The following is a 17,632-nucleotide window of genomic DNA, read 5'->3' as shown; positions in this document are numbered from 1 at the left end:
CCTAGCGGCGGTTGTTCAGCGAGCGCTGCACCGCGCCGACCGCGATGGTGCCGACGATGAGGACGAGGCCGACGATCCCGAGCCAGAACAGGCCCTTCAGCACGAATCCGGCGATGGAGAGGGCCGCCCAGAGGACGAGGAGGACGACGATGACGACGGCGATCTTCTGCACGGGTGAAGTTCCTGTTCCGATGGTGAGGTGACTGACGGGAGCGGATGACGATCCGCTAGGACCGTAGCAGGACGGCATCCGAGCCGGCCTGGTGCCGTCACGGCAGGAGCAGACGACGCAAGCCGGTGCGAGTCTCGGCGTCGACCCACAGGGTGTCGAAGACGCCGTCCGCGTCGGCGACGAAAGCGTGGACGTGCGGCGTCACCTCCGCGAGGAAGGCGTCGACCTGTTCCGGCGTCCACGATGCCTGGCGATCGTGGGTCGGGCCGCCGTGAGGCGCCGTCCCCGCCATCGCGCGCACCGAGTCGGCGTAATCGTCGACGATCGCGTCCTCGGTGACGCCGGCATTGGCGAGGAGCAGCGCGCTGACGAGGCCGGTGCGGTCACGGCCTGCGGCGCAGTGGACCAGGACGCCGGGTTGGGATGAGGCGATCGCCTCGAGAGCGCCGCGGACCAGCTCCGGCAGGATACGCACGTTGTGTTGCCAGTACTCCGGTGAGTCGAGGATCGGGAGGCACACCTCGCGGAACTCCGCACGGGTCTGATCCTCGGTCGGCGCCAGGGTGATCGTGAGGTCCACCGGAGGACGGACGTCCGGGTCCGCCGCGCGTGCACCCGTCTCATCGGCGCTGCGGAGGTCGACGACGGACCGCAGGCCCCACGCCATCGCCGCGTCCCATCCCTCCGCGGTGAGCAGCTCGCGTCGGGGACCCCGCGCCACCATCCCGTGGCGTGTGGCGCCGGTGGACGACCAGGGTGTCGGCAAGCCGCCGAGGTCCCTGACGTTCCGCAGGCCGTCCCAGTCCAGATTCCGCATCCGCCAGAGCGTACCGGACCATGCGGATGGCCGTCCGCTCGGTTACCGTGGATCCGCTGATCAACAGATGAGGACTGACGCCGGTATGGACGACGCACGCGAAGCACGACTCATCGAGACGTTCGTGACGCTCACGGACAGCCTCGTGGACAACTACGACGTCGTCGAGCTCCTGCAGATCCTCGTCGATCGCGCGGTGGAGCTGTTCGACGCCGCGGCCGGGGCCATCCACCTCGCCGACCGCGACGGCGACCTCCGGGTCGTCGCCTCGACGAGCGAGCGCAGCAGCTTCTTCGGGCTCCTCCAGTTGAACGCGGGTGAGGGCCCGTGCATCGCCGCAGTCACCTCGGGCCACCTGGTGACGGTGGAGACGGCTGACGAGCTCCACCCTACTGGCCGAGGTTCGCGGAGGCCGCGCACGAGAGCGGGTACATCGGCGTTCATGCGATCCCGTTGCGCCTCCGCGACACCATCGTCGGGTCGCTGAACCTGTTCCGCGAGACCGAGGGGTCCCTCAACGGCGCCGACGCCCGCGCCGCCCAGGCCTTGGCCGATGTCGCGACGATCAGCCTCCTCCAGCAGCGGACGATCGAGAACGCCACGCTCGCCACCGCGCAGCTCCAGCGCGCGCTCGACGGCCGGGTCGCCATCGAACAGGCGAAGGGGTACCTGGCTCGGGCGGCGGGCGTCGACATGGACACGGCGTTCGGCATGATCCGGCAGTACGCCCGGTCCCGGCAGCGACGACTCGGCGATGTCGCGGCCGCGGTCGCACGCGAGGAGGTCCCGCTCGACGAGGTCGTGGCGACGGGCTCCCCCGACACCGACGACGCCTGATCGCTGCTGCCCACCCACCGAGGGATTCCGGGTCGATGCACCGCAACCCACTCCAAACTCAGCCGGAACAAGGCAGGATGGAGGTTCGAACATCACCGAGCACTCTCGAAGGAACACACCCATGGCAGGCCTCAGCCTCTCCAAAGGCAGCAACCTCTCGCTCACGAAGACCAGCCCAGGGCTGACCATCGCCACGGTCGGTCTCGGGTGGGACCCGCGGACCACCGTCGGCGTCGCGTTCGACCTCGACGCCTCCGCGATCCTCGTCGCCGAGAACGGCAAGATCCGCTCCTCAGCCGACTTCATCTTCTACAACCAGATGTCGACCCCGGACGGCTCCGTCGTCCACCTGGGCGACAACCGCACCGGCGAGGGTGACGGCGACGACGAACAGATCACGATTGACCTCCGCACGGTGGAGCCCGACGTCGCCCGCATCGTCATCGCGGTCTCCATCCACGACGCCGACAACCGCCGCCAGAACTTCGGCCAGGTCCGCGACGCCTTCTGCCGGGTCCTCGACCAGGACCAGCAGGAGATCGTCCGCTACGACCTCACCGAGGACGCGTCGCAGGAGACGGCGATGCTCTTCGCGGAGATCTACCGCCACAACGGCGAGTGGAAGTTCCGCGCCGTCGGCCAGGGGTACACCACCGGTCTCGCCGGCATCGCGGGCGACTTCGGCGTCCCGCTCGACTGAGTCGGCACGATCACCCACGCAGCCCTCGGTCGGATTCGGCCGAGGGCTGCGTGGTTTACAACATCCCGCTCACGCCTTCCGGCGACGTCCTGCCGAGCGCGGCGGAGCTGCCCGGAGGTGCTCGCTGACCCGACCGAGGATGCGGGCGAGCTCGCTGACGTCGTCGCCGTCGAGCGGCGCGAAGAGCAGATCCCTGACAGCCTGGATATGGCCGGGGAACACTGCGGCGAGCACGTCCCGGCCGGCCGTCGTGATCGCCACGACCGTGCTGCGCTCGTCGTCCGGTGACGGCGAGCGGGTGATGAGCCCCCGCTGCTCGAGCAACTGCGCCTGATAGGTGAGGCCACTGCGGCTGTAGACCACGCCGTCGGCGAGATCCGTCATGCGCTGGAGACCCTCCGGCGCATCACCGAGGCGCGCCAACAACTGGAACTGGACGTAGCTCAACTCCCCCGCTTCGCGAAGCTGCTGCTCGACCGCCGGACGCAGGAGGCTGCTCACCTCGGTGAACGCGAAGTACGCGCCGAGCTCGGTCGGGGTGAGGGATGCAGGAGTGTCGGCCATGAATCCATTCTAGGTGTTGCTTCGAGTTCGAAGCAGTGTTATCGTCATGCCAGTTGCTTCAAATTCGAAGCACTCGACGAAGGAGAGCATCATGCAGGCAGTCCAGTTCCACGAGGTCGGCGGACCCGAGGTCCTCCACTACGGCGACATCGAGCAGCCGATTCCAGCCGCGGGGCAGGTGCGCCTTCGCGTCGCCGCGTCGGCGTTCAACGCGGCCGACAACGGCATGCGGGCCGGCTTCCTGCCGATCCCGGTCCAACTCCCCCACGTCCCCGGCTACGACGTGTCGGGCACGGTCGACGCGCTCGGTGAGGGCGTCGAGGGGCTCACGGTCGGCGACGCGGTCATCGGCTTCCTCCCGATGGAGCTCGACGGTGGCGCGGCGGAGTACGTCGTCGCACCGGCGGAGGCCGTCGTCGCAGCACCGACGACCATCCCGCTCGCGGACGCCGCCGCCCTCCCCTCGGTCGCCCTGACCGCCTGGCAGGCGCTGTTCGACGACGGCGGTCTCGAGTCGGGTCAGCGCGTCCTGATCGTCGGCGCCGGCGGGGTCGTCGGCAAGTACGCGATCCAGCTCGCCAAGCGCGCCGGGGTGCACGTCATCGCGACGGCCAGCCCGCGGAGTGAGACGGCCGTGCGGGCCGCCGGAGCGGACGAGGTGGTGGACCACACGGCCGCCGACCTGCTCGACGAGGTCTCCGAGCCGGTCGACGTCCTCCTCAACCTCGCTCCGATCGATCCGGAGCAGTTCGAGGCGCTCGTCGGACTCGTGCGCGACGGCGGCGTGGTCGTCAGCACCACGGCGTGGATGCCGACACCCGGGGACGAGTCACGAGGCGTCCGCTCGGCGACCGTCTTCGTCCTGCGGAACCGCGACCGCCTGTACACCCTCGTGTCCCTCGTCGACGACGGGTCGCTGACGGTCGAGGTGACGCGCCGGATCCCGCTCGCCGAACTGCCCGCGCTCCACGCCGAAGCCGCTGCAGGCAGGATCGCCGGCAAGGTGATCGTCCTGCCGGCATGATCAGCCCGGGTCGTTGCGACGGAACAGCAACGATCCCGCCCGAGGTGACGATGGTCACCTCGGACGGGATCGATGCTGTGTCGGCGCGGGCTAGGCGGCGACGCGTCGGCGACGGACGACCAGCCACGCGCCGGCTGCGAGGAGCAGCCCGGCCAGGCCGAGGAACCCGACGACCGAGACGCCGGTGGTCGACAGCACCCCTGGGCCGGAGGCAGCAGCGCCGGGAGTCGCGGCATCCGCGGCCAGGACGGTCAGCGCGGCCTCGGCCGTGATGCCCGAGTCTGCGCCCAACGCCTGCAAGGTGTGTGCACCCGGCACCACCGTAGCGGGCACCCGTAGCGTCGCCACGAACGCACCCGAAGCGTCCGCGACGACGGTCCCGAGGTCGGTCGGGGTGGAGAACAGCGTGAACCGCACCTGCTCCCCCGCGGCGAAGCCGGACCCGGACACCGAGATCGACTCACCCACCCGCACCGACGGCTGGTCGATCGTCAGCGTGCGCTCGGCACCGGGTACCGCGATCCGCTGCGGACCGACGCTCTCGAGGGTCGGGACGACCGGGTTCATGAGGCCCGTCTCCGGGTCGAACGTCAGCCGGTCGATCGTCGTCTCGCGGTGCTGGCCGTCACCACCCGGGATGGCGAACCGGTGGTAGACGATGTACCAGTCGTCGGTGCCCGGCACGTTGAGGATCGAGCTGTGACCGGTGGCGAGGATGCCGAGTTCGGGCTGCTTCTGCAGGATCACACCGCGGTACGTCCACGGGCCGTCCACACTCGTCGCCGTCGCGTACCCGACCCGGTAGTTCTCCGAACCGGTGTCGTCGATCGAGTACGTCAGGTGGTAGATCCCGTCCCGGTAGTTGATGAAGGCACCCTCGCGGAAGTCGGTCAGGCCGTCGATGCGCTTGAGCGTGTCGGCCTTGATCGACAGCATGTCGTCCGACAGCTCGGCGTACACCGGCGAGCCGTTGCCCCAGAACAGGTAGCTCTTCCCCGTCACCGGGTCGGTGAACGTGGCCGGGTCGATCGCCTGTCCCGAGGTCACCGCTTCGTTGTTGAGGATCATCGCGTTCGGCTGAGCCGTGAACGGACCGGCCGGGCTGTCCGCGACGGCGACACCGATGGTCTTCCGGTCGACCGAGGGGTTGTGTCCACTGAAGTAGAAGAAGAACTTCCCGTCCTTCTCCCCGATCGTCGGCGCCCAGGCGTTGCCGGTCGCCCACGGCACGTTCCCGTTCGCGCCGTCGAGCGTGAGGATCGGCTCCGCCGAACGCTCCCAGTCGACGAGGTCCTTCGACGACCAGACGAAGAACTCCTTGCCACCCCAGCCGGCGAAGCCGTCGGTGGTCGCATAGATGTAGTAGGTGTCGCCCCAGACGAAGACGTTCGGGTCGGCGTAGAGACCGGGGATGACCGGGCTCTTCATCTCGACGGCCCGCATCGTCCACGTCACGGCCTCACCCGAGGTCGGCGTCAACGTCACGGTCACCGGGCTGCTGAGGTCGACGGCGGTCCCCGAGGCGGGGCTCGCCGTGACACCGGCCGCGGTCGTGAAGGTCGGGCTCAAGGCGGTGCGGTCCGTCCCGGGCTGTACCGGGAAGACGACCTCGTGGCGGTCGTTGTCCACGATCGGGGCGGTCTTGAGCACGTCCTCCTCGAGGCCGATGTCGGTCAGCGCCGCGGTGTTCCCGGAGCCGGCGAGCACCTCGTCCGCCGAGAGCGCGCGGTTGTAGATCGCGAACTCACGGAACGCGCCCTTCAGGCGGTTGTCGGCATCGTAGTTCGAACGGCCCAGGTAGTTGGCGCTCGTCCACCCGCCGCCGATGTCGCCCGGATCGGACGTCACGGTCCCGGTGCCGACGGCGATGCCGTCGAGGTAGATCGTGGCCGTGGTGCCCTGCAACGTGTACGTCAGCTTCGCCCAGCGACCGCGCGTCAGGTCCTTGCCCTGCGACACCGTCTGCTCCGTGCTCCAGTTGCCGGTCGCGAGGCTCGTCCGATACGCGTTGCCGGTGCTGAACAGGTAGCCGTCACCGGCGCCACCGGTGGTGTTGCCGAGCCCGTAGATGAAGTACGGGTTGGCCTGCGTCGGGTCGATCCAGACCTCCGCCTCCACCGTGACGTCCTGCACGCCGGCGAGCAGGTTGTCGGGCAGCTTGACGTAGTCGTCGCCGCCGTCCAGCTGCAGCGCGCCGTCGGAGAAGGACGCACCGCCCTCGACCGCTGCGTCGAGGCCGTTCCCGGACACGTCGCTGAGCGTCGATCCTTCGGAGCCGGTGAAGTCGTACCGGACGATCTCGCCGTCCTCGTTCGCGGGCACCGGCTCGGGTGCTCCGCCGAGGCTGTCCTCGAGCAGCTGCAGCTCTGCGGCCGTGACCGGGAGCACCGTACCGTGGCGCGGGCTCGCGGGCAGGTCGTAGTCCTTCGCGACCTGCCAGTCCGGGTTCGCGATGTCCTCGGTCTCGAGCGGGATGTAGCCGCGTCCGCCGTACTCGTCGACGAAGAGGTAGAACTTGTCACCGTTGACGTCGCCCGGGTTGGCGGCGAACGCCGTCGGACCCTCGACCGCACTGGTGCCGGCATCGCGACCGATGCAGGTGTCGAGCACCGTCCAGGACTCGAGCGTGGCCCGCAGGTCCGTCGAGGACTCCTGGATGATGTCGGCGCACCCGGTGCCACCGGCGCCCTCGTCCTTGGTGAAGCGGTAGTAGGTGTCGCTCGACTTGATCACCGTCGAGTCGATCCGCGAGACACCCTGGTCCTGCCAGACCTGCGGCTCGCTGAACGTCGTGAAGTCGCGGGTGGTCGCGTACATCATGCGGTGATAGCTGTTCCCGGTGTGGTCCGGGTCGTCGGCGCCGTAGAGCGACGAAGCCCAGAAGACCACGTACGCGCCGATGGTGTCGTCGTAGTACGCCTCGGGTGCCCAGGTGTTGCCGGCGTTCTCCGGTGCGACCTCGATGTGCCGCTGGTCGGACCAGGTCACGAGGTCGTGGGACTCCCACACCTCGAGGTAGTGGCTGCCCTTCCGGACCGAGTCACCCCAGGACGTGCCGCTGCCGATCGAGAGGTCGGTGGCGATGAGGTAGAAGGTGTCGCCCTCGGGAGAGCGGATGAGGAACGGGTCGCGCAGCCCCTTCGTGCCCTCGTCCGAGGTGAGGACCGGGCGTCCGGCGTTGAGCTCGTTCCAGTCGAGCGCGTTGTTGCCCTCACTGGCGGCGAAGTAGATGTTCTCGCCAGCGAGCGAGTTACCGGTGAAGTAGGCGAACGCGTAGCCCTCGTAGTCGGGGGTCGCGATGGCGGCGCGGACGGTCGCCGTGAACTCGCGCGTCGCGGTCGCCTCGCCCTGGCTCAGCGTGGCGGTCAGGGTGACGGTGGTGTCCGTGGTGGGCCGCGTCACGACACCGTCGGTGGTGATCACGGTGGTGTCCGACGACGCCCAGGCGATGTCGATCCCCTCGGGGGCTCCCGGCAGGGTCAGATTGCCGCGCACGTCGTCGACGTTCGCGATCGAGAGCGCCGCCGCGGCGGCGCCGAGGTCGTCCTGCGCGGTCGGTGCGGCGGCGAGCGTCGTGGCGTACGGCCCACCCGTCGCGGCGGCCGCTCCGGTGACGCCGATCAGCGGGACGATCAGGGCGGCGACGGACGCCGCCACGACAGTTTTCAGGCGCAGTTGTCTCATGGGGGTTGGTTCTCCTGGTTCGGCGTCGTTGTCGAGCGGGATGGAACGGGTGGTGCTGCGGGGGGGGCGGGCGTCAGGTCTTGCGTTTGCGCGAGACCACGAGTCGCTGGAGGAGGACGAAGACGAGCAGGATGCCACCGGTGATGATGGTCGTCGCCTCCGGCGGGATGCTGCCGTCGCGGGTGATGAGCACGTTCATGAGGCCGAGGACGAGCGCACCGACGACGGAGCCGAGGACGAAGCCGGCGCCTCCGGTCAGCAGCGTGCCGCCGATGATGACCGCGGCGATGGCGTCGAGCTCCCAGCCGACGCCCGTGATGTTCTGGGCGATGCCGAGCTTCGAGGTGTAGACGACGGCCGCGAGACCGGCCAGCGTGCCGCTGATCACGTAGACCATGAGCTTCGTGCGGACGACCGGCAGCCCCATGAGCAGCGCCGACTGCTCCGAGCCGCCGATCGCGTAGACGGTCCGGCCGAGGCGGGTCTTGTGGAGCACCACGAACGCCGCGGCGACGACGAGCAGGGCGATCAGGACGTTCGGGGTGGTGATGAGGTCGTTGATCTTCGGGCCGTCGATCACCTTCCACTCGGTGGAGAGCGAACGGATCGGCGAGTCGTCGGCGAGACGCTCCGGGGTGGTGCTGAGCATCGAGGCGAGACCGCGCCCGAGGAACATCATCGCGAGGGTGGCGATGAACGGTTGCACGTTGAAGTACTGCACGAGCACGCCCGAGAACACGCCGAACGCGGAGCCGATCAGGATCATGATCACCATGACCGCGATCGGGTTCCAGCCCGAGTTCGCGAGCATCACCCCGATCAGACTGCTGATGGCGATGATCGCACCGACGGAGAGGTCCACGCCGCCCGTGAGGATCACGAAGGTGAGCCCGACGGCGAGGATGATCAGGTAGGCGTTGTTGATGAGCAGGTTCGAGATCGTGCTGGCCTGGACGATCCGTCCGTAGGCGATCTCGCCGTAGACGACCATGCCGATGAAGATGACGACGGCCGCCAGGGTGGGCAGGGTCTCGAGGTTGGGCGTCAGCCGGGACAGCAGCGAGCGCCGCGGGAGCACCGGAGCGTCGGGTGCCGGTCGGTCGGTGAGGGTGCTCATGCTGACACCGTTTCCTTTCGCGTGGGGACCGACGCCGTGGGCGTCGTCCGGGACTTCCGCCGGGCGAACAGGGCTCTCACGCGCTGTGACTGGAGGAGGCAGATGATCACGATCACGACGGCCTTGAACGCCGGCGTCGCCGAGGAGGGGATGGAGAGGAACACGATCGTCTTGTCGAGGGTCGCGATGAGGAGCGCGCCGATCACGCTGCCGGTGAGGGAGAACTTGCCACCGGCGAGCGAGGTGCCGCCGATGACGACCGCGAGGATGGCGTCCATCTCCGCGTTCAACCCGGTCTTCGCCACCTCGACCGTCATGACGCTGGCGGTGCTGAAGATCCCGGCGACGCCCGCGAGGACGGCGCTCACGATGTAGACGGCGATGAGGATGCCGATGGGGCGGATACCCGCCATCCGTGCGGCGCGCGGGTTGATGCCGATGGACTCGATCATCAGGCCGAGCGCGGTGCGCCGGACGAGGAAGGCGACGATCGCGACGATGACACCGGCGATGATGAAGACGACGGGGAATCCGAACACGGTGCCGTTGGCGAGCCAACGGAAGGGCTCGTTCGTGGCCGAGGTGTTCTGCCCTGAGGTGATGACCTTCGCGAGGCCGCGACCGGCGAGCATCGTGATCAGCGTGGTGATGAACGGCTGTAGGCCGACGATCGAGACGAGGACTCCGTTGACGGTGCCGAGGAAGGCGCTCACGGCGAGCGCCAGCAGCGCTGCGACGATGGCCGAACCCGCGTCGCCACCGCTCTGGTTGCTCATGAACTCCATCGACACGGCGCCGGAGACGGCCATGACGGAACCGACCGAGAGGTCGATGCCGCGGGTGGCGATCACGAGCGTCATCCCGACCGCGATCATCATGATCGGGGCGCTCGCACGCAGGATGTCGATGGGGTTGCCCGACAGGTTGCCGGTCGTGCCGTTGACGGAGACGCCGAGGTAGCCGGGGTCCTTGACGAGGTTGATGATGAGGAGGAGCAGCAACGTCACGATCGCCCAGATGTAGGGCTGGTGGACGATGGTGCTGACGATGCCGCGGGCTGAGCCCTGGCCGCCGCGTGCGGAGGAACCGGAACGGGCCGGCCCCTGACTGGTGGCGCTCACGTGGCGCTCCCTTCGGTGGCGATCAGGTCGACGATGGTGTCTGCGGTGACTTCGGGTCCGTTGACGATCTCGCCGATCTTACGGTGGTCCTTCAGCACGACGATCCGCTCGCTCAAACGCACGACCTCCTCGAGCTCGGAGGAGATGAACACGACGGACATCCCGTCCTCGGCGAGCGCGGCGATCGCCTCCTGGATCTCGGCCTTGGCGCCGACGTCGATGCCGCGGGTCGGCTCGTCGAGCACGATGAGCTGCGGCTTCGTCGCCAACCATCGGCCGAGGAGCACCTTCTGCTGGTTACCACCGGAGAGGTTCTTGATGGGTCGTTCCGGGTCGGAGGGGCGGACGTTGAGTTCGAGCAGGTACTTGTCGCAGAGCTCGTTCTGCTCGCGGCGGGAGAGCGGGCGCGCCCAGCCCCTGCGGGCCTGGACGGCGAGGATGAGGTTCTCCCGCACGGTCAGGTCGCCGATGATGCCTTCGTCGCGTCGGTTCTCCGTGGAGAAGGCGATCTGCTTCGACAGGCCGGCCATGGGCGTGTGGACCTCGGCGGTCGTGCCGTCGATCGTGACCGTGCCGGAGTCGGGACGGTCGGCACCGTAGATGAGCCGACCCAGCTCGGTGCGGCCCGACCCGAGGAGCCCCGCGAGACCGACGACCTCGCCGGCGTGGACCTCGATGTCGACGGGGTCGATCGAGCCCTTCCGCCCGAGGTCCTTGGCGCGGTAGAACGCCGGGGTGTCGGCTGTGGCGGTCCGGCCGCGGTTGGAACCCAGGGCGGCGAGCGCGCCGTAGTCCTTGCCGATCATCTTGGAGATGAGCTCGGTGCGGTTGAGGTCGGCGGTGCGGTACTCCCCGACGAACTCACCGTTGCGGAGCACCGTGAGTCGGTCGCTGATCGCGTAGACCTGGTCGAGGAAGTGGGAGACGAAGAGGATCGCGACGCCCTGGTCGCGCAGTCGGCGCATGACCTGGAAGAGGCCCTCCACCTCGTTGGCGTCGAGGCTGGAGGTCGGCTCGTCGAGGATGAGCACCTTCGACTTGGTGACCATGGCTCGGCTGATCGCGACGAGCTGTTGCAGCGCGAGCGAGATGCTCGAGAGCGGCTGCTTGGGGTCGATGTGCCCGAGGCCGAGCCCGACGAGCGCTTCGTGTGCGGCTTCGTGGGTGCGGCGCCAGTTGATGCCGAAGGGACCGCGGACCTCGTGGCCGAGCATCACGTTCTCGCCGACGGTGAGGTTGTCGCAGAGGTTCACTTCTTGATAGACGGTCGAGATGCCGGCGCTCTGCGCGTCCGCCGTTCCGGAGAAGGAACGGGGGCCTCCGGCGACCAGGATCGTACCGGAGTCGATCTTGTACACACCGGTGAGCGCCTTGATGAGCGTCGACTTGCCGGCGCCGTTCTCGCCCATGAGCGTGTGGACCTCGCCGGGGAAGAGACGGAAGTCCACGTCTTGCAGGGCTTTGACGCCCGGGAACTCGATGGAGATGTGCTGCATCTCGACGATCGGCTCGGTGATTGCCATGTCTGCCTGGTCGTTCTGCCGGTCGATCCGGCGTCGTCGCCGGGGAGTCTGGTCCCCGGGAAGCGGGTGGGCGGTCGCCCGGCAGCGAGGGAGTGGCTGCCGGGCGACCGGGTCGGATCAGTAGGCGCGTTCGGGCAGTGCTGCCGTCGCGGCGTCCGGGGAGTCGAACGTGACGCTCGGCACCACGATGTCCGATTCGACCGTGTCGCCGGCGAGTGCCTTCTTGACGATGTCGATCGCGGTCTCACCGAACAGCGGGTTGTACTCGGCGACGAAGCTCAGGCGTCCGGCGGCGAGTGCTTCGAGCGCCGCCTTGGTGCCGTCGATCGTGATGATCTTGACGTCGGTTCCGGGCTTCAGGCCGGCCTCCTCGACGGCGAGTGCAGCGCCGAGGCCCATCTCGTCGTTCTGTGCGAAGACGAGCTGGACGTCGTTGTTGTTCGCCTTGAGGATGGTCTCGAAGACGCTCTTCGCCTCTTCGGTGGACCAGTTGGCCGACTGCGACTCGAGCTTGGTGAAGTTCGGGTCGATGGTGTCGTCCCAGCCCTTGTTGCGGTCGTTGACGACGGAGAGGCCGGGAGGGCCCTCGAGGACGACGTACTTGGCGCCGTCGGGGAACTGACCGTTCGCCCACTCGGCGGCCGAGGCGCTGATGCCGACGTTGTCGGGGGCGATGCGGCTCGTGTAGAGCTCGGTGTCGTTCGGCTCGATGCCGCGGTCCAGCAGGACCACGGGGATCTCGGCCTCCTTCGCGCGCTCCAGGACGCTCTCCCAGCCGGTCGCCTCGGTGGCGGACAGCAGGATGGCGTCGACGCCCTCGTCGATGAACGAGGTGAAGGCGGTGATCTGCGAGTTCTGGTCGCCGTTCGTCGCCGGTGCGTACTTGAGGTCGAAGCCGTTCTCCTTCGAGAACGAGTCCTGGATGTTCTTCTCGTTCGCGGTGCGCCATCCGCCTTCGGGACCGACGGCCACGAAGCCGATGGTGGTGAGTTCGCCGTCGGAACCGGCGTCGCCGTCGGAGCTTCCGGAACCGCTCGAGCAGGCGGTCGCGCTGAACGCGAGAGCGCCGACCAGGGCGAGGCCCGCGAGTGCGCGGACACGTGTTGTCTTGAACATTGTTCTCCTCTTTGAGACCCGCGGTCCCGACGATGGGTGCGGCGTGAATGTGACGTGCGTGGTGCTGCGGTGACGCAGGTGGTCGGTGATTGTTAGCGATCACATCTGCGTTGTGCTGAACATTAGCCACGGCTCGAACCGGTTGTCAACAGGCAATGTTAGCCCTCACAATTCTTCCGGAGCGGCCTCCCGGCGGCGCCGTCGCGCGCGCTAGAGTCAGGTGATCAGCGGACACCCCGGCCGCGACCACCTCGATGGAGAGTTGCAGATGACCTCGCCCACGCCACTCGTGCAGTTGCGCGGTGTCTCCGTGAGCTTCCCCGGCGTCAAAGCGCTCGACGACGTCGACCTCCGGTTGTTCCCCGGTGAGGTCCACTCCCTCATGGGCGAGAACGGAGCGGGGAAGTCGACCCTGATCAAGTCGCTCACCGGGGTCCATCGGATCGACAGCGGAAGCATCCTCCTCGAGGGACGAGAGGTGTCGTTCTCGAGCGTCGCCGACGCCCAAACGCACGGGATCAGCACCGTCTACCAGGAGGTCAACCTCCTCCCCAACCTGACCGTCGCCGAGAACATCCTCCTCGGCCGCGAACCACGCCATGCCTGGGGAGGGATCTCGGGGAGGCGCATGCGCGAGCGCGCCCGCGAACTGCTCGCCGTCGTCGGACTCGACATCGACCCGGCCTCGCAGCTCTCAGCCCACCCGCCGGCGATCCAGCAGCTCGTCGCGATCGTCCGGGCGATCGCCGTGCGCACCAAGGTGCTCGTCCTCGACGAACCGACTTCGAGCCTCGACAACGACGAGGTCACCGAACTCTTCCGGGTCATCTCGATCCTCAAGGCCGAGGGCGTCGCGATCCTCTTCATTTCGCACTTCCTCGACCAGGTCTACGAGATCTCCGACCGACTCACGGTGCTGCGCGAAGGCCGACTCGTCGGCGAATACCTCCCGCACGAACTGCTCCGGATCGACCTCGTCCACAAGATGATCGGCAAGGAGCTCGCGACCTTCGACGAGATCCGACGCGGGCTCGACACCTCCGACGAGGGCGACGCCCTGGACGGTGAGGACCCGTTCGTCGCGGCGATCGGGCTCGGGCGCCAGGGTGCGATCGAACCGATCGACCTGAAGGTCTACGAGGGCGAGATCGTCGGCATCGCCGGCCTGCTCGGCTCGGGACGGACGGAGCTCGCCAGACTCCTGACCGGCGTCGACCGGGCCGACACCGGCTCAGTGGAGGTGGCCGGGAGGGCCACCCGCCTCGGATCCCCGCGTCGCGCCCTCAAACAACGGATCGTCTACGCGTCGGAGAACCGTCGCACCGAGGGGATCATCGGCGACCTCAGCCTCCGCGACAACATCGCGCTGGCCCTCCAGGCGGACCTCGGGTGGTTCAGACGGATCCCGCTGCGTCGGCAGAACGAACTGGCCGAGAGCTACATCCAGGCGATGGGCATCAAACCGGCGAATCCCGATGCGCTCATGAAGGAGCTCTCAGGCGGGAACCAGCAGAAGGTACTCTTGGCGAGGTGGCTCGCGCTCGCTCCTCGGCTGCTCGTGCTCGATGAACCGACCCGAGGCATCGACATCGGTGCCAAGGCCGAGATCCAGAAGCTCGTGACCCGGCTCGCCGAGAACGGTCTGTCGGTCGTGTTCATCTCAGCCGAACTCGAGGAGGTCCTGCGCATCAGCCACCGGATCGCCGTGCTGCGCGACCGACGGAAGGTCGCCGACCTCCCGAACTACGACCTCACCGTCTCGAAGCTGCTGGCCGCGATCTCGGAGGGGCCGGACGAGGCCCCGCCGGAACCGATCACGACCGCCGACGACGAGAGGGGACCGCGTGGCTGAGCCGTCCCGTCATGCGACGATCTTCGACGTCGCGCGGCTCGCGGGGGTCTCGCACCAGACCGTGTCACGAGTACTCAACGACCTCCCGAACGTGCGCCCGGCGACGAAGGCGCGGGTCGACGAAGCGATCAAGCAGCTGCGCTACGTCCCCTCCCCCGCCGCCCGGACGCTCGTCACGAAGCGATCCCGGACCATCGGCCTCATCGCCACCGGCGGTACCGAGTTCGGGCCGTCGTCCTCGGTCCTGCACTTCAACGCGGCGGCCCGCGACGCCCGCTGGTCGGTCTTCACCGCGAACATGGTGGACAGCGACCCGGGTTCCGCGCGTGCAGCGGTCGAGGGGTTCCTGCGCCAGAACGTCGAGGGGATCGCCGTCATCAGCGCGCGCGAGGGGGTCACCGACATCGTGGCGGGGATGGAACTCAGCGTGCCGCTCGTGGCCCTGCACGCCACGCCACGTGCAGGTATGGTCACCGTCGGCGTCGACCAGTATGCCGGCGCGCGTGCCGCGACCGCCCATCTCATCGGGCTCGGCCACCGGCGCATCGGGCACCTCGCCGGACCACCGGACGCGATCGACGCCCGCGAGCGCGAGCGCGGCTGGCGAGACGAACTCGCCACCGCGGGTCTCGTCGCACAGGTCGTCGGGACCGGCGACTGGACGCCGACCTCCGGATACGCTCTCGGCCGTCAGCTGGACGACGAGGTCACCGCGGTGTTCGCCGCCAACGACCAGATGGCCCTGGGGCTCATGCACTCGCTCACCGAGCGCGGACTCCGGGTCCCGCTCGACTTCAGCGTCGTGGGGTTCGACGACATCCCCGAGGCGGAGCACCTCTCGCCGCCGCTCACCACCGTGCGGCAGGACTTCGAACAGGTCGGCCGGACGCTGCTCGCGACCCTGCTCGACCACGTCAACGGAGAACCCCCGGGAGCGGTGCCACCCTCGGTACCGGAGCTGATCCTGCGCGACTCCACGGCGACGGCGAACGCCGAGCGCTTGGCGAGGCGCCGGGTCGACGCCCCCTGAGCATCTCCCGCGCCGGAGCCTTACCCGGTCCCTGCCCCACACCGGTCGCTCAGCCCCATCCCGGTCCCTGAGCCGCCCCTCCTCCGGTCCCTGAGCCGCCCCTCACCCGGTCCCTGAGCCGCCCCTCACCCGGTCCCTGAGCCGCCCCTCACCCGGTCCCTGAGCCTGTCGAAGGGCGAATTCCCAGGTGCCCCATCCACCCCCTGACCTACACTTGTCGGAGCAGGGGGAGTACTCCTTCGCGACATGCTCGTCAGTACGGATCCGCCATCGGGTCCCGGGGTGTCGGCTCTCATCGAGAGTGGAGAAGACCGTGTTCCGACCATCGCGTCGGAGTCCCGTCCTCGAGCCCCTGGAGCCACCATGGCCGTCACCCCGCTGATCTGGATCATCACCATCGGTGTCACGATCCTCTTCTTCGTCTACGAGTTCTTCGCGCACGTGCGGAAGCCCCACGAACCGACGATCGCCGAGTCGGCACGCTGGTCGATCTTCTACGTCAGCCTCGCCCTGCTGTTCGGCGTCGGCATCGGCCTCGTCTCCGGCTGGACGTACGGCGGCGAGTACTTCGCCGGGTACCTGACCGAGAAGGCGCTGTCGATCGACAACCTGTTCGTCTTCCTCATCGTCATGGCCGGGTTCGCCGTCCCGAAGGCGTACCAGCAGAAGGTGCTGATGATCGGCATCATCATCGCGCTCATCATGCGCGGTGCGTTCATCGCCGTCGGCGCCGCACTCATCGAGAACTACTCCTGGATCTTCTACCTGATGGGCGCGCTGCTGCTGTTCCTCGCGTACCGCCAGGCGTTCGGCAGCCACGAGAGCGACCCGGCCAACGGCAAGGTCGTGGGATTCGCCCGCCGCATCCTCCCGATCACCGACACCTATCACGGTGACCGACTCTCGGTGAGGATCGACGGCAAGCGCTTCTTCACGCCGATGCTGCTGACGATCGTCGCGATCGGGTTCGTCGACCTCGTGTTCGCGGTCGACTCGATCCCCGCGATCTACGGCCTCACCGAGCAGGCGTACATCGTGTTCACCGCGAACGCCTTCGCCCTCATGGGCCTGCGCCAGCTGTTCTTCCTCATCGGTGGCCTGCTGGAACGTCTCGTCTACCTGGCGCAGGGCCTCGCCGTCATCCTCGCCTTCATCGGCGTGAAGCTCGTGTTCCACGCCCTCCACGTGAACGAGCTGCCGTTCATCAACGGCGGTCAGCACATCGACTGGATCCCCGACATCCCGATCTGGTTCTCGCTGCTCTTCATCGCCGCGACCATCACCGTGGCGACGGTGGCCTCGCTCGCAAAGACCCGCCGCGACGCACGAGCGGGCCTCGAGCGGTAGGGGTCGACCGACCGCAGATGCGCTCCTATGCTGAGCGCATGTGCGGTCGCTTCGTCGTCACCGATTCCACGTCCACCCTCCTCGCGGACCTCGTGGCCGAGTTCGAAGCGCCTGCGCCCGACTACAACGTCGCGCCCACCACCGAGGTGACGGTGGTCCGCACCCGGCACGAGGAACGGACCGCGACCAGCGCCCGGTGGGGCTTCGTCCCCGGCTGGGCCAAGGACTTCGCCAAGCAACGGCCACAACCCATCAACGCGCGTATGGAGACGGTCGCAACCGGCTCCATGTTCCGCAAGGCCTTCGCGTCAGCACGGTGCATCGTCCCGGCGACCGGGTACTACGAGTGGGTGGTGACCGAGACCGGGAAGCAGCCGCTTTTCATCCACGACCCCGAGGCCGAGCTCGCGATGGCGGGCATCATCAGTGCCTGGCCCGACCCCAGCAAACCTGAGGGCGACCCGGACAAGTGGCGTCTGTCGATGGCGATCATCACGCGGGACGCGCACGTCTCACCGGGCGAGGTCCACGACCGCATGCCGGCCTGCCTCACCCCCGACGGCTACGACGACTGGCTCGGAGACCACCTCGACACCGACCAGCTGTTGCAGCTGCTCGACCGGGAGTCCTTCGCGGTCGCCCACGACCTGACCCACTACGAGGTCACGCGCGACGTGAACAACGTCCGCAACATGGGCCCGCGCCTCATCGAACCGCTCCCGGCCTGA

At 68.2% G+C, this 17,632-nt stretch carries 16 protein-coding genes; 8 read left to right on the top strand and 8 right to left on the bottom strand.

Annotated elements, in window-relative coordinates:
- Position 1: 1 nt before the first annotated feature.
- Together IFU30_RS03155 and IFU30_RS03150 are read right to left on the bottom strand one after the other, a co-directional pair.
- Positions 2–172 (bottom strand): hypothetical protein, encoded by a 171-nt coding sequence (locus IFU30_RS03155; RefSeq protein ID WP_192004800.1) that lies wholly within the window; start codon positions 170–172, stop codon positions 2–4.
- A 97-nt stretch (positions 173–269) separates the two neighbouring features.
- Entirely contained in the window at positions 270–989 is a 720-nt protein-coding gene (locus IFU30_RS03150; RefSeq protein ID WP_124768373.1) for a tyrosine-protein phosphatase, read from the bottom strand.
- Positions 990–1,074: 85 nt separating this feature from the next.
- Between IFU30_RS03150 and IFU30_RS20260 the strand changes: the two genes are divergently transcribed.
- The 3 genes from IFU30_RS20260 to IFU30_RS03140 all read left to right on the top strand — a co-directional run bounded on the left by IFU30_RS20260 (position 1,075) and on the right by IFU30_RS03140 (position 2,526).
- On the top strand, positions 1,075–1,476 hold the full coding sequence (locus IFU30_RS20260; RefSeq protein WP_249404626.1) for a GAF domain-containing protein: 402 nt from the start codon (positions 1,075–1,077) through the stop codon (positions 1,474–1,476).
- Positions 1,443–1,826, top strand: a complete 384-nt coding sequence (locus tag IFU30_RS20255) for an ANTAR domain-containing protein (RefSeq protein WP_249404625.1) — start codon at positions 1,443–1,445, stop codon at positions 1,824–1,826. The genes IFU30_RS20260 and IFU30_RS20255 overlap by 34 nt, the downstream gene beginning before the upstream one ends.
- A 121-nt stretch (positions 1,827–1,947) precedes the next feature.
- Entirely contained in the window at positions 1,948–2,526 is a 579-nt protein-coding gene (locus IFU30_RS03140) for a TerD family protein (protein WP_079704718.1), read from the top strand.
- 69 nt (positions 2,527–2,595) lie between these two features.
- Here IFU30_RS03140 and IFU30_RS03135 read toward each other — a convergent pair whose 3' ends face one another.
- Positions 2,596–3,090, bottom strand: coding sequence for a MarR family winged helix-turn-helix transcriptional regulator (locus IFU30_RS03135; RefSeq protein ID WP_192004277.1), 495 nt, complete (start codon positions 3,088–3,090; stop codon positions 2,596–2,598).
- 91 nt (positions 3,091–3,181) lie between these two features.
- Between IFU30_RS03135 and IFU30_RS03130 the strand changes: the two genes are divergently transcribed.
- Positions 3,182–4,114, top strand: a complete 933-nt coding sequence (locus IFU30_RS03130; RefSeq protein ID WP_192004276.1) for an NADP-dependent oxidoreductase — start codon at positions 3,182–3,184, stop codon at positions 4,112–4,114.
- 90 nt (positions 4,115–4,204) lie between these two features.
- Here the strand turns inward: IFU30_RS03130 and IFU30_RS03125 are convergent, their stop codons facing one another.
- The 5 genes from IFU30_RS03125 to IFU30_RS03105 all read right to left on the bottom strand — a co-directional run bounded on the left by IFU30_RS03125 (position 4,205) and on the right by IFU30_RS03105 (position 12,675).
- Entirely contained in the window at positions 4,205–7,798 is a 3,594-nt protein-coding gene (locus tag IFU30_RS03125) for a family 43 glycosylhydrolase (protein ID WP_192004275.1), read from the bottom strand.
- Positions 7,799–7,871: 73 nt separating this feature from the next.
- Entirely contained in the window at positions 7,872–8,915 is a 1,044-nt protein-coding gene (locus tag IFU30_RS03120; protein WP_079704715.1) for an ABC transporter permease, read from the bottom strand.
- Entirely contained in the window at positions 8,912–10,036 is a 1,125-nt protein-coding gene (locus IFU30_RS03115; RefSeq protein ID WP_441005542.1) for an ABC transporter permease, read from the bottom strand. The genes IFU30_RS03120 and IFU30_RS03115 overlap by 4 nt, the downstream gene beginning before the upstream one ends.
- A complete protein-coding gene (locus IFU30_RS03110) occupies positions 10,033–11,559 on the bottom strand; it encodes a sugar ABC transporter ATP-binding protein (protein ID WP_086472836.1) in 1,527 nt (508 codons plus the stop codon). The genes IFU30_RS03115 and IFU30_RS03110 overlap by 4 nt, the downstream gene beginning before the upstream one ends.
- A gap of 117 nt (positions 11,560–11,676) precedes the next feature.
- Positions 11,677–12,675: an ABC transporter substrate-binding protein gene (locus tag IFU30_RS03105; protein ID WP_079000993.1), complete on the bottom strand. Its 999-nt coding sequence runs from the start codon at positions 12,673–12,675 to the stop codon at positions 11,677–11,679.
- Between the two features lie 268 nt (positions 12,676–12,943).
- Here IFU30_RS03105 and IFU30_RS03100 point away from each other — a divergent pair, with 268 nt between their 5' ends.
- The 4 genes from IFU30_RS03100 to IFU30_RS03085 all read left to right on the top strand — a co-directional run bounded on the left by IFU30_RS03100 (position 12,944) and on the right by IFU30_RS03085 (position 17,632).
- Positions 12,944–14,527, top strand: coding sequence for a sugar ABC transporter ATP-binding protein (locus IFU30_RS03100; RefSeq protein WP_192004274.1), 1,584 nt, complete (start codon positions 12,944–12,946; stop codon positions 14,525–14,527).
- Positions 14,520–15,557 carry a LacI family DNA-binding transcriptional regulator gene (locus tag IFU30_RS03095; protein WP_137242590.1) on the top strand — a complete coding sequence of 346 codons (1,038 nt, stop codon included), beginning with the start codon at positions 14,520–14,522 and terminating at the stop codon, positions 15,555–15,557. Before IFU30_RS03100 ends, IFU30_RS03095 begins: the two co-directional genes overlap by 8 nt.
- A 363-nt stretch (positions 15,558–15,920) precedes the next feature.
- On the top strand, positions 15,921–16,904 hold the full coding sequence (locus tag IFU30_RS03090; protein WP_124768366.1) for a TerC family protein: 984 nt from the start codon (positions 15,921–15,923) through the stop codon (positions 16,902–16,904).
- 38 nt (positions 16,905–16,942) lie between these two features.
- A complete protein-coding gene (locus IFU30_RS03085) occupies positions 16,943–17,632 on the top strand; it encodes an SOS response-associated peptidase (RefSeq protein ID WP_192004273.1) in 690 nt (229 codons plus the stop codon).

It is taken from the genome of Plantibacter sp. CFBP 8798, assembly GCF_014841195.1.
GTDB classification, from domain to species: domain Bacteria; phylum Actinomycetota; class Actinomycetes; order Actinomycetales; family Microbacteriaceae; genus Plantibacter; species Plantibacter auratus.
This window is presented reverse-complemented; position numbering and strand designations above follow the sequence as displayed.

Excerpts from the sequence above, each read along its gene's own strand:
- IFU30_RS03150 (WP_124768373.1), bottom strand. The coding sequence starts at position 989 with ATGCGGAATCTGGACTGGGACGGCCTGCGGAACGTCAGGGACCTCGGC.
- IFU30_RS20260 (WP_249404626.1), top strand. The coding sequence starts at position 1,075 with ATGGACGACGCACGCGAAGCACGACTCATCGAGACGTTCGTGACGCTC.
- IFU30_RS03140 (WP_079704718.1), top strand. The coding sequence starts at position 1,948 with ATGGCAGGCCTCAGCCTCTCCAAAGGCAGCAACCTCTCGCTCACGAAG.
- IFU30_RS03135 (WP_192004277.1), bottom strand. The coding sequence starts at position 3,090 with ATGGCCGACACTCCTGCATCCCTCACCCCGACCGAGCTCGGCGCGTAC.
- IFU30_RS03130 (WP_192004276.1), top strand. The coding sequence starts at position 3,182 with ATGCAGGCAGTCCAGTTCCACGAGGTCGGCGGACCCGAGGTCCTCCAC.
- IFU30_RS03125 (WP_192004275.1), bottom strand. The coding sequence starts at position 7,798 with ATGAGACAACTGCGCCTGAAAACTGTCGTGGCGGCGTCCGTCGCCGCC.
- IFU30_RS03120 (WP_079704715.1), bottom strand. The coding sequence starts at position 8,915 with ATGAGCACCCTCACCGACCGACCGGCACCCGACGCTCCGGTGCTCCCG.
- IFU30_RS03110 (WP_086472836.1), bottom strand. The coding sequence starts at position 11,559 with ATGGCAATCACCGAGCCGATCGTCGAGATGCAGCACATCTCCATCGAG.
- IFU30_RS03105 (WP_079000993.1), bottom strand. The coding sequence starts at position 12,675 with ATGTTCAAGACAACACGTGTCCGCGCACTCGCGGGCCTCGCCCTGGTC.
- IFU30_RS03100 (WP_192004274.1), top strand. The coding sequence starts at position 12,944 with ATGACCTCGCCCACGCCACTCGTGCAGTTGCGCGGTGTCTCCGTGAGC.
- IFU30_RS03090 (WP_124768366.1), top strand. The coding sequence starts at position 15,921 with ATGGCCGTCACCCCGCTGATCTGGATCATCACCATCGGTGTCACGATC.
- IFU30_RS03085 (WP_192004273.1), top strand. The coding sequence starts at position 16,943 with ATGTGCGGTCGCTTCGTCGTCACCGATTCCACGTCCACCCTCCTCGCG.